This window comes from Moorena sp. SIO3E8 (assembly GCF_010692445.1).
Lineage (GTDB): Bacteria > Cyanobacteriota > Cyanobacteriia > Cyanobacteriales > Coleofasciculaceae > Moorena > Moorena bouillonii.
This window is the reverse complement of the sequence record NZ_JAAHHM010000179.1, coordinates 1-11,106: the sequence shown is the minus strand read 5'-3', so window position 1 is coordinate 11,106 and position 11,106 is coordinate 1. Positions and strand designations below refer to the sequence as shown.

Below are 11,106 nucleotides of genomic sequence, written 5' to 3'. Positions count from 1 at the left end.
TAATACCATAAAGTTCCTGAGTCAGGCTGTGTCCTTAGCAGTCAGGCAGCGTTCTCACGAATTGTCTCTGATTCCGCTTTTGAAGTGAGTGGGGTGACTTTGTCAATCTCTACACCTGAATGCTTACGCAGCAACTATCGATATCAATGTACCGGGAGTGATCATACTCGATAACAACAGCCTAATTTTGGCTAGCGCTATAGGTGATGCCAATGGGGGAAATATCGATATTTCTGGTGGAGTATTAGTAGCGCTGCCTTTAACTAATGATGAGAAAGGTAGCGATATATTTGCTAATGCTCAGAAAGGGGATGGTGGAAAAATTAACATCACCCTGCAAGGCTTATTCAATATGAAGGTACTCGAAGATACCAGTGCCTTTAGGGACTCAGATGGAAATATAATCGAATCTATAGCTTTTGATAATAATATTAGTGAAATAGCAGTTCTGAGCTTGAGGGGTGGTCAATCTGGGACTGTGACCAGGGATATTACCGGCTCAGCACAGGATCCTGAAAACTTACCAACATCAGTAGTTGACCCTTCAGCATTAATTGTTGCCAACTGTCCCAGGAGTGGAAAAGTAGCCGTAGATGAACTGGGTGAATTCATTGTTACTGGACGAGGTGGCTTACCCCCGAGTCCCCTAGACCCAATCAATCAACAGTCTGTACTGGTAGATTGGATCACCCTTGATACTGAAGAAGAGAACATCGAAGAAGCTACGTCTACTCCTACCCCTGAGGTCAGTTACTTGCCCATGAGAGGGAAACGCCGGACTGCCAATACTCCTTCTCCTTCTCGTCCGAAGAAAATTGTGGAAGCTCAGGGTTGGACAGTTGGGGAGGATGGTACGATTATCCTGACGGCTGAACCGAATAATGTTACACCTAAGAGTAATTGGTATATTCCTAGATATTGTGGTAGCAAGGGTTGAGGTAGTTGACTATCAATGCCTTTAGCTGGAGTGGTGTTGCCCATCACTTCTGCTGATCAACTGTGCCAAGGGCATCAGCAACCGACGATTTTTCATAATTTTCCCTGATCGGAAATCTAAGGCGCGCGTTCCAATGGGCAGGTAAACTGCCCTTGGGTCGCTCCTGCTGATCTGACAGTGATAAAGTGATGAATGCGATCGCGTGGGTGCAGTATATGCGATCGCGTGGGTGGAGTATATGATGTTAGTCATCCGTAGCATTTCTCTGCTGGGATAGAAAACACCCTCGTCACCATTGATCATTCATCCGGTTGACTCACGCCTAAGTACGCCTAAGTCTAGTTATGCTGGTAGTGCAGCCAATATGCCTGCACTAGGGTTCACAACTGAATTACAATTGCTATAGTGATTGTTGCGATTTTTGAAACCCTTGGACTTGGATTCACCTCGGATTTGAGATAAGGGCTAATAATTCGGTATGATAGAAGGTTTAGCAGGATTCCGATACAGGACTATTACATATAGTTGCTGTGTAAGGCGCAGATTTGTTTCCAAATGCCTATTGATTCTTGTCGGCTTACTGAGCTGCTGGTATCTACTGGGAACACCATCAGCATTAGCAAGTTTCGATGATGACAGCTTTGATGGTAATATTTTTGCTCTGTATGCTGGTAATGGCTCTATAGTCCCACCACGAATTACCTTAGAAGATTCTTTGCGCAGGAAAAAGCCAGCTTTGTTGGTGTTCTACGTAGATGACAGTAGGGATTGCAAGCTATATTCTGTGACTATCTCTAAGTTACAGGAGCCTTATGGTAGGGCAGCGAGTTTTATTCCAGTCAACATCGACACTTTGTTACCCGATGCTACCTATACACCCACAGAAGCGGGATACTACTACCAAGATTTAATTCCCCAGACAGTACTGATTGACCAAAATGCAGAGGTAGTACTCAACGAAATTGGACAAGTTCCTTATGAACAGATAGATGATGTGTTTCGGGAAGTGTTTAACTTACTGCCCCGTTCAGAATCTGTAGAGTTAAAGCTGCGCACTGTCAATGATATAAATGCTCAGTTAACATCAGAGTGATTTAATTGGCTTAGTGCGGTAGACCTCCATCCAATCAAACTCCCACAACGTAACATGAACAAAATTGTTTTAGTCATGAGTGAACTGCCATTGGCGTTTACCCTATTTTTTTGTCACGTTTACGGGACTGCTCCAGGCTGAAAGCCCCGTGTTTTTAAACCGGGTATGAAAGCCAGGTAGCGACTAAAGTCGCCTAGATGCAATTTCATTGAAAAGGTTGATACTTTACTAGCGCTAGAGTATCATTTAGATATGGGTACAGGCTGAAAATCCGTTCGCGCAGCGTGGCCTTTGGCCTTGGCTGAGCCGGGAGAGAGACCCGTAACTTATTGACCTTAAAGTAGAAATGCCCGGAGGGCAGGGAAAATCCTCCTTTCTTGATGCAATAGCGAGTGGGGGAAACCCCCAAGACCGCGCTGCATCGCTAAAAACCCAATCATCAACCAACAATTGGTGTGTGAACCCAGCAAGATCACAATTTGAAAAAGAAATGGTACGGCGGGGCACGCCGGAACCAGGTGAAACAGAAAAGCAACGGACTTTATAAGGCACTTTTCAAAAAGTAACCAAACGCCTAAGGAGACTAGCCCGCTGGGTATGCACGTGAACTGACTAGAATCTTGGTCTTGACGGGATTCAGGTTTAGATATTGCCATTTGGACACGGAGGTTTAAGGCCGGTCGCAGATCTAGGAATCCCCGTCTTTTTAAAGCGGGGAGTGTCAAGGGTTAAGCTATTTGTAAGTACAGTTAACATCCGTGCTGATGTCCAAGGTTTACAGCACACAGGAGCTAATCGAAATTTTGGCTCAAGAACGTCGTTCGTGCATGAATGGGCAACGTCTTAATCTGGCAGCTTCGGTGTCTGGTAACCCTGTGATTGATCGCTTTCTGAAACCGGAGGGAATTCAAAAGTTCAGTGCTTATAACGACTTTAAAGCCGCAGTTCACAGCTACCAACGGCAACACCAAGTTTCAGGCATTATTTGGCGCGAACTGACTATGAAAGGAAAGACTCTACGTTATCCTGCTATTGATGAGCAGTTAGCCGCCCTAGACAGTGACCTGAAAATCCTTAAAGCTGCCAAAGCTGACCTCTTAGAGTTTTGGTATAGAGGCATCCAAGGTATGGACTTATACCTAAGTATTAATTTTGGTAAAGACTATCAAAAAATTATGCCCAATGATGTAAAAGAGGTCGCCCAGAAAACGGAATGGGCAAATCTCTATGAATATAAGAATTACAACTTTTGGGAAATTATATTGCAGCTAGGTTGGGGGAAACCTGAGGAAGCATCCTATAAACGGGGATGGCCGACATCAGGAAGTGAGTACATTCATGCAGTTAATCCAGGCAAGTGCCCAATTTGTTGACCGCTATCGCCAGGTCGATGGGTTATGGGGTGCATAAAGCAGTATTATAAATAAACGAGGAGCGGTCAAACATGAAGGAACAAACTATTAATCAAGTTATTGATCAACCAATAGAAGAATTGGACTATTCAATTCGACAGGAATTAACCAAGCTTGGCAATCAAGCCGCAAAGATGGGTTTAATTGGTGGACATGGTTATTACTTAGGAAGGTACGAAATCCTATGCAAAGGTCAAATCTTCACTCTTTCACCAGAAGAAGCTTACTCTTACCTAAAAAAATTGGTAGCACAACACCAAAGATAATTGCTAAACTATGAAGTGTGAAGGATGAAGGATGAAGGATGAATTATGAAAATTTATCCTTCATCCTTCATGCTTATCCTTAATACTTGGGCATTACCAGCGTGCCTGGGAACCAGACCAAATGTGTTCTACTGATTCACCATAAACCATAGGTTCATCCTCAAAGGTAAGAGCAGTGTAACCATTGGGTTTAACAGACCACATTGGCCAATACTCATTGCCCAACTCACCAGCCTGAAATAGCACTTGATCTGGATTAGCTTGACTCCAGCCTAGCAACAGTGCATTAGTATAATGAATGCGCTTAGGAGCCAAGGTGGTGACAGTATTTTGGTTCCGATCCCAAATTACTGCGTAATCAGAAGCATCTGAGGTATTAAAAAAACCTTCAAATTGCCGCCCTAGAAGGCGATCGCTTGACTCTGTCCAAGACACGGGAATCAGAATAGCGATCGCGCCGCTTAATTTATCATCATTAATATGGTTAGCTAAGGGAGAAGATGCAGTTATGATGCGCAAATCTCCAGTCTGCAAATTTTCTATAAACATCACACTACTGATGCGGCTGCGGTACAGTTCCGGCTGTGCTTGTAGTTGAATCCGACTATAGGCAGCATACTTGCCATCGGGAGACACTAGTGATTGGCTGCGATAGTACCTAGACCCAAAACTCTGATTAGCAACCAGTTCAGCGTGGGTTTCCAACACCCAATTCCAAGGAATAGGATAAGGACTATTGAGTGGGTCACTCTGAACGTATGGTTCGGTTAGATCAGGTTTGATAGCTTCTGTTACTTCCCTTAAAGGCTGGGAAGATAGCACCGATGATTGACTGGCTACTAAGGATTCATTAGCCTTGGCTTTCTCGGCATATAGGCTAGATGTTATCAACATCAAAGTTGCTAACAAGAGTCCTAGTGGTTGATTTTTAAGCCATCCTGCTAAACTCAATTGCCTTTTCAACATTGATTGGTTTTTCAGTTACTAATTAGCGTTTCTAGTTAGAGGAGCAACCCCAAGAAACTAGACTATAGTTCCTTAACTTTAGGTGTAAAAGGTTCAAAAGTGATCAACTCGCCCTACCGACCCTGCATTACGGAGGGGGTTTCTTACACTTCGACTCAGTCAGTTACCATTACCCTCCACTATGAAGCTACCGAAGGCAGACAAAGAAAATAAGCCAGGGAAAAATTAACAATTAACACTCTTTCCTTCCCCTAAGAGGTCTTGGCTGAAGTGGGTAGCCCTCACACAAAAGTTGTTAAAAGTTGTTAGGCTTGGAATTGGAATTAACTGGTTGGTTTGGAGGGTTTAGTGTTATGATAATCATTTTTAATTAAACCTTGTTTTATTGAATTCTTATATAATGTTAAATACCCGCGTTTGACCCCTAACGGAGTACAATTGGAGAATCCTGCCTCATTATGTTGAAGGAGATCTAACAAAATTCGGTGTGACTCAACCCGCTACTTCCAACACCAATACCAGACCTGAAACCTCAATAAGTATACTGAACTGCCTACTAATCTTAATTTTCAGGCTACTACTGCTAGGCGTAGGGAGTGGCTTTGCCGTGATATTTGGCATTGTTGTTGCCAATGCTTACCCTAACCCGAATCCAGAAAAACCCCTGATCTTAAAATTACTGGAGCATCTGGATAACAAGCGAGAATCAACGTTTCTCAATTTTAGTTCAATTCGGGAACCAACGGAAGCCAATCTACTAAAACAATTGACACCGGTTCAAAGAGTCCAGGTCAAAGCTCAGCTAAGTGAGTTAGACAAGCGACTGAAGAGATTGAGTGAGGAGGTGACAATGTTGGAAACTCAATTGGGAACCTCGGGAGGGAATGAATCTCTCGAAAGGCGCATCCAAGGGATCACTTTGCTCCTCAAGGAACCATCGACTCTAAGTAGCGATGCTCCATTAGTTGGTAATAGAAATGGCAATCGATTAGCTGCCTCGGCTGCCGACAAGTTGAAAGTCACGTTGCCCAGTGATATTTTATTTCAGAAAAGTAAAAGTACGTTACGCCCAGAAGCAGGTTTGATCCTAGACAAAATTGTCACAGATTTGCAAGCCTATCCCGGCAGTACAATCCGGATTGCTATCCACACCGACAACCCCCGCGAAGCCAAAGAGAATCGAAACCTTTCATTTAAGCGTGCCAAAGCAGTTCAGCAGTATCTTAGTAGTGCTTTAGACGATCCATACCGTTGGCTGATTATTGGCTACGGAGAAACTCGTCCTCTGGTCGCTAATGATACTGAGGTTAATCAGCAACGTAATCGTCGGGTGGAAATTGCTGTGGATTAGTCATTAGTTATAAGGTTAGAAGGTTATTTGGTTGAAAGTTATTTGGTTGTTTCCCTTGGGCGTCCCTTGTAGGGTAGGTTGAAGATTAGAGCCTTAACAACTCAAATCTGGATGTATAACCAGCTAACCTTCAACCAGCTAACCTTCAACCAGCTAACCTTCAACCAGCTAACCTTCAACCAGCTAACCTTCAACCAGCTAACCTTCAACCAGCTAACCTTCAACCAGCTAACCTTCAACCAGCTAACCTTCAACCCATTAGTTATTGGTAATTTCTAGATGCGAGTTGTATTCTTTGGTACTCCCCAATTTGCTCTACCTTGTTTGGAAGGTTTGTTGAACCATCCTGAATTTGAGGTGGTGGGTGTGGTGACTCAGCCAGATAAGCGTCGAGGACGTGGTAACCAGCTGATTCCTTCCCCAGTGAAATCAATGGCAGTGGCACATCAACTACCAGTTTGGCAACCGCAGCGCCTGAAAAAGCATAGGGAAACCCTAACTCAGCTAAGGCAGGTAAAGGCTGATGTTTTTGTGGTGGTTGCCTATGGGCAGATTCTCTCCCAAGAGATTCTAGATATGCCTACGGTAGGTTGTATCAATGTACATGGCTCAATTTTGCCTAAGTATAGGGGAGCAGCTCCGATCCAGTGGTGTCTATATAATGGAGAAGCCCAAACTGGCATCACGACGATGTTGATGGATGCTGGAATGGATACTGGAGCAATGCTCTTGAAAGCATATACACCAATCAGACTATTGGATACTGCCCAGGATTTGGCAAAAACTCTGAGCACTTTGGGAGCTGATTTGTTGATTGAAACCCTACTGAAGCAAGAGTTACAGGAAATCCAACCAATTCCTCAAGATCACTCTGAGGCTACCTATGCACCACTGATTCAAAAGTCAGATTATGGCCTAGATTGGTCACGCTCCAACTTGGAGTTACACAATCAGATCCGGGGATTTTTCCCAAACTGCGTCACCTCATTTCGGGGTAAATCTCTGAAAATCAGTGCCACTGCTCCTTTAGATTCGGCTTACTTATCCGAGTTGCCTTCACAGTTAAAAATGCGATCGCAGGAGTGGTCTACTCTTGATGTTGGTTCAGGTCGTCCTGGAGAAGTTGTAAAGATTGCGAAGGGAATCGGTCCAATTATTCAAACTGGAAAGGGATTGTTGTTGTTGCAGCAAGTGCAATTAGCTGGCAAACGTGCTCAATCTGCTTGGGATTTTGCCAATGGTATGCGTTTAGAAGTAGGAGAAGTTCTAGGTAATCCTTAGTTAGTTAGGGTGTGCTGAAAAAGTATTTGGGTAGGGATAGGCAAGAGGCAAGAGGCAAGAGGCAATAGTTCCGGAGTGCTCATCCGTGCAAGACAAGCAGTGATTTTCATCATTTGTGCTCATGTTTTGAGCTTGTGGATTGCTTAATCCTTGCACTTATTGGAAAAAAAAAGGCTTGAAACCCTTATCTAGCAAGCCTCCTACTTTTATTCAGCAAGCCCTAGTTAGTTCCGGTTTTCAAGGGTTTGTAAAAGCGGCAAGAATCACAGGGTCCGTCTGGATTGACTGCACAACGAATCAATTCAGAGTGAGCATTGAAATAACAGCTGGCATCCCCAATCACCCAACGCCCCTGGAGCAGGCTTTTTTCACTAGGGTGTGGAGAAGACTGCACATACAGAGCAATTTTATGCAAACGATAGCGCCCTGACTTAAGACAGTAGCGGTGGTGGCGCTCTAAAACTGTGTAGGTTTTACCTTTAAAGTCGAGATAGTTACCGGGTTGAGGTATCCAATCGAGTTGAACATTGCCAATGGTCTGACGTGGGTGGGTCAAAATTAACTCTGTCGGTAGAGAATCAGGCTCCATAGTGCTTATTGTCATTCACGCTACAGTTGAATGGTATCGCAGGCTGTGGGCTGACTATCTAGCCCAACAGAATTCTACATAGAATTGTCCGGTTAAGTACAACACACTGGCGCTCTTCTTGAAGACTGGATTGATCAACGAAGTGATTAACCGGAGTTGATATTACCCATATTGGGTAATTATTGGTCATTGAGCAAAAAATGTCTTAAATTCGTGATTGGGGTGCATAAAGTTGGGAATTTAGCAAGTTAATTCTGTAGTCAGCTTAAAAGACTGTCAGATTAAAAGACTATCGTTTCTGTTCTCTTCGTTCCATTAGCAGTTTCTACTTGTTTGCCCAAAACCCCATGACAGCAGTTAGTCCTGTGGTGTGAAATTCATCCAATGTTGAACCAAAAGCCCAGGCTACCAACGTTGTAACATCCTTGAGTTGCAATGTCGGTGGCTTGGGGGTAGAACTGGTGGAGTTGTTCATGGACCTGGATCAATTCACCAACTGAAATTGTCTGCCAAGGACTTGAAAAATTTTCCAGCTATACCCCCATCAAAAATGAATTTACAACAAAGAACAAAGTATGAACATCTCTGGTATTTCACCGAGGACGCTTCGCACTTGCTTGCCTCGACGGCTTTTTCAACTCAGAAATCCATGGGCGTTTCGCCCACACCAAAGGAATGAAAATCTCTGTTCCCTATTCCCTATTCCCTATAGTCAGATTAGCTTAATGCACTATATTCGTGTTTTAGACATATGAAGTTGTTCTTTGGTCGCCGCTCATCTCCTGTTGTCGAGCCTACTCAGGAAAAAACTTCAGGTTTGGGAACATTCGGTGGGGTCTATACCCCGTCGATTCTCACCATCCTCGGGGTTATTATGTACCTGCGCTTTGGTTGGGTACTTGGTAATGTTGGTTTAGTGGGTACCCTCATCATTGTTACCCTCTCCACCAGTATTACCTTTTTGACGGCTCTGTCTATTTCTGCGATCGCAACTGACCGCATTGTTAGGGCTGGTGGTGCGTATTACATGATTAGCCGTTCCCTAGGAATTGAAACTGGCGGTGCCGTAGGAATTCCCCTTTACTTTGCCCAAGCTCTCTCAGTCGCCTTATACACTATTGGTTTTGCCGAGAGCGTAGTTCAGACCTTTCCCCACCTCAACCAGCTTTATGTAGCGCTAATTACTACTATTTTAGTGGCAATACTGGCTTTGACTTCCGCTAGTCTCGCCATCCGCATTCAATACTTTATTATGGCTGCGATCGCGCTATCCCTAATTGCTCTATTCGTCGGTAACCATGATTACCCTTATGATGTAGCTAATATTGAGCTGTGGGTGACCTCCAAAGAATCCTTCTGGCGTGTCTTTGCTGTCTTCTTCCCTGCCGTAACCGGTATCATGGCTGGGGTGAATATGTCCGGTGATCTACGCAACCCCATCCGCGCCATTCCCATCGGTACTCTGGCAGCAGTAGGCACAGGATATGCCGTTTATATGATCGTACCAATTATTCTATCGATGCGGGTGGGGGGAGATGCCCTAATTGCCAATCCTCTGATTATGAGGCAAATGGCATTTTGGGGTCCGTCAATCCTACTCGGGGTATGGGGTGCTACTCTCAGCAGTGCTTTAGGGAGTATTCTGGGAGCTCCCCGGATTTTACAGGCATTAGCTAGAGATGGGGTATTACCCCGTTGGATGCGATTCCTAGGTACGGGTAGTGGACGAGATGATGAACCACGGATTGGTACCGCTGTAACGTTGGGAATAGCTACTGCTGCAGTTTGCCTTGGTCAATTAGATATCATTGCACCAGTGCTAAGTATGTTCTTTCTGACCACCTATCTGGTGTTGAATGTAGCAGCTGCCATTGAGGGCTTTTTGCAAAGTCCTTCGTTCCGACCCTCCTTTAAAGTTAATTGGTTTCTGTCACTGTTAGGGGCATTGGGTTGCCTGATCGTAATGTTTTTGATCAATGCCTTTGCCACAGTGGCAGCAGCTGTTATTGTCTTGGGGGTTTACCTTTGGTTACAGCAGCGGGAACTGCGCACGGCTTGGGGGGATGTACGCCGGGGCATTTGGATGGCACTGTTGCGCACTGGTATTTTTCAGATTAGTCATCACCCTGATCCGAAAAACTGGCGACCCCACATCTTGGTGCTGTCAGGAGCTCCCACTAAACGATGGTCTTTGATAGAGTTAGCCGATGCCCTGACCCATAATCGCGGTTTAGTGACCGTTTCGAGTATTTTACCTAGTAGTTCCCATAGTGTGGCTAAGCAGGCACAGTTAGAACAAACCATCAGTGAGTATCTGGAACGGCGCAGTGTACAAGCTCTAGTGCGCTTGGTAACAGCACCGGATCCCTTTACCGGAGCCCGGCAACTGGTAGACACTTACGGTATAGGACCACTAGTTCCCAATACAGTTTTACTCGGGGATAACGAAACCCTTAGCCGTCGCCAGCCTTACTGTCGCTTGATTACTCACATACACCAGGCAAAGCGTAATGTAGTGATTCTGCGGGAAAATCGGGAGCAGGGTTTCGGTAGTCGTCAACGGATTGATGTTTGGTGGGGCGGTAAGCAAGCCAATGGTAGCCTGATGTTGCTCCTCGCCTATCTATTGCGCAGCGACCTGAAGTGGCAAAATGCTGAGATTTACCTCAAGTTGGTGGTTCCTAATGAAATAGCAGCTCAAGCAGCACGGGCAAACCTAAGTAATTGGGTGAAACAGTTGCGGATTGGGGTTATTTGTCAGGTGCTGGTTTCCGAAGGGCGTTCTTTTAATACTATTCTTCATGAGTCATCCGCTGATGCTGACTTAATCTTTATGGGTATGGCTATACCAGACGATAAGTTTACTCAATATTACGAAAGCTTACAGCTAAAAACTGCTGGTCTTCCTACCATTGTCTTTGTATTGGCTGCCCCTGGGTTTGCTTTCCATGAAGTTCTCAGTGAAGATTTGTAGTATACCAACAGCAATTAAAAATTTTTAATTGCCAATTGACTATTACTATCAAATCTGGTTAATCACTGATCAAAGCGATGCAGCGCGGTCTTGGGGAGGCAGCGCGGTCTCTGACTGCCTGACACATCTGTGTGAAAAGCAAACAGATCAGGTTCTACACTTTAAAGACCGAATACGGGAAAACCAAATCTGGTCGTAGTAATCATGCTCAGCTTTATGGCTAGCAAAGCACGGTTG

12 protein-coding genes and 1 pseudogene are annotated in these 11,106 nt (G+C 44.7%); 9 read left to right on the top strand and 4 right to left on the bottom strand.

Annotated features, from left to right (window positions below; translation table 11 throughout):
• The first annotated feature begins 187 nt into the window (after nucleotides 1–187).
• Nucleotides 188–937, top strand: coding sequence for a hypothetical protein (locus tag F6K46_RS35145; protein ID WP_293067012.1), 750 nt, complete (start codon nucleotides 188–190; stop codon nucleotides 935–937).
• Nucleotides 938–958: 21 nt separating this feature from the next.
• On the opposite strand, the gene F6K46_RS35140 is transcribed toward F6K46_RS35145, so the two are convergent.
• A complete protein-coding gene (locus F6K46_RS35140; RefSeq protein WP_293067009.1) occupies nucleotides 959–1,189 on the bottom strand; it encodes a hypothetical protein in 231 nt (76 codons plus the stop codon).
• A gap of 310 nt (nucleotides 1,190–1,499) precedes the next feature.
• Between F6K46_RS35140 and F6K46_RS35135 the strand changes: the two genes are divergently transcribed.
• The 3 genes from F6K46_RS35135 to F6K46_RS35125 all read left to right on the top strand — a co-directional run bounded on the left by F6K46_RS35135 (nucleotide 1,500) and on the right by F6K46_RS35125 (nucleotide 3,708).
• On the top strand, nucleotides 1,500–2,030 hold the full coding sequence (locus F6K46_RS35135) for a thylakoid membrane photosystem I accumulation factor (protein WP_293067006.1): 531 nt from the start codon (nucleotides 1,500–1,502) through the stop codon (nucleotides 2,028–2,030).
• Between the two features lie 764 nt (nucleotides 2,031–2,794).
• Nucleotides 2,795–3,403 carry a hypothetical protein gene (locus F6K46_RS35130; protein WP_293067003.1) on the top strand — a complete coding sequence of 203 codons (609 nt, stop codon included), beginning with the start codon at nucleotides 2,795–2,797 and terminating at the stop codon, nucleotides 3,401–3,403.
• A gap of 71 nt (nucleotides 3,404–3,474) precedes the next feature.
• The gene (locus tag F6K46_RS35125) at nucleotides 3,475–3,708 is read left to right on the top strand and encodes a hypothetical protein (RefSeq protein WP_070390715.1); all 234 of its coding nucleotides are present in this window, start codon (nucleotides 3,475–3,477) and stop codon (nucleotides 3,706–3,708) included.
• Nucleotides 3,709–3,801: 93 nt separating this feature from the next.
• Here the strand turns inward: F6K46_RS35125 and F6K46_RS35120 are convergent, their stop codons facing one another.
• Nucleotides 3,802–4,602: a hypothetical protein gene (locus F6K46_RS35120; protein ID WP_293066998.1), complete on the bottom strand. Its 801-nt coding sequence runs from the start codon at nucleotides 4,600–4,602 to the stop codon at nucleotides 3,802–3,804.
• Nucleotides 4,603–5,281: 679 nt separating this feature from the next.
• On the opposite strand from F6K46_RS35120, the gene F6K46_RS35115 reads away from it, so the two are divergent.
• The 3 genes and pseudogenes from F6K46_RS35115 (at nucleotide 5,282) to fmt (ending at nucleotide 7,306) form a co-directional block, all read left to right on the top strand.
• Nucleotides 5,282–6,025, top strand: coding sequence for an OmpA family protein (locus F6K46_RS35115; RefSeq protein ID WP_293066995.1), 744 nt, complete (start codon nucleotides 5,282–5,284; stop codon nucleotides 6,023–6,025).
• Between the two features lie 176 nt (nucleotides 6,026–6,201).
• Nucleotides 6,202–6,297: pseudogene (locus F6K46_RS40435) on the top strand (hypothetical protein); the annotation flags it as partial.
• 7 nt (nucleotides 6,298–6,304) lie between these two features.
• Nucleotides 6,305–7,306: a methionyl-tRNA formyltransferase gene (gene fmt / locus F6K46_RS35105; RefSeq protein ID WP_293066989.1), complete on the top strand. Its 1,002-nt coding sequence runs from the start codon at nucleotides 6,305–6,307 to the stop codon at nucleotides 7,304–7,306.
• A 220-nt stretch (nucleotides 7,307–7,526) separates the two neighbouring features.
• Here the strand turns inward: fmt and F6K46_RS35100 are convergent, their stop codons facing one another.
• Together F6K46_RS35100 and F6K46_RS35095 are read right to left on the bottom strand one after the other, a co-directional pair.
• A complete protein-coding gene (locus tag F6K46_RS35100) occupies nucleotides 7,527–7,895 on the bottom strand; it encodes a DUF6464 family protein (protein ID WP_075895763.1) in 369 nt (122 codons plus the stop codon).
• A gap of 325 nt (nucleotides 7,896–8,220) precedes the next feature.
• Nucleotides 8,221–8,370 (bottom strand): hypothetical protein, encoded by a 150-nt coding sequence (locus F6K46_RS35095; RefSeq protein ID WP_158069476.1) that lies wholly within the window; start codon nucleotides 8,368–8,370, stop codon nucleotides 8,221–8,223.
• A 100-nt stretch (nucleotides 8,371–8,470) separates the two neighbouring features.
• On the opposite strand from F6K46_RS35095, the gene F6K46_RS35090 reads away from it, so the two are divergent.
• Entirely contained in the window at nucleotides 8,471–8,650 is a 180-nt protein-coding gene (locus F6K46_RS35090; RefSeq protein WP_293066986.1) for a hypothetical protein, read from the top strand.
• On the top strand, nucleotides 8,647–10,869 hold the full coding sequence (locus tag F6K46_RS35085; protein WP_293066983.1) for a Na-K-Cl cotransporter: 2,223 nt from the start codon (nucleotides 8,647–8,649) through the stop codon (nucleotides 10,867–10,869). The genes F6K46_RS35090 and F6K46_RS35085 overlap by 4 nt, the downstream gene beginning before the upstream one ends.
• Nucleotides 10,870–11,106 lie beyond the last annotated feature (237 nt).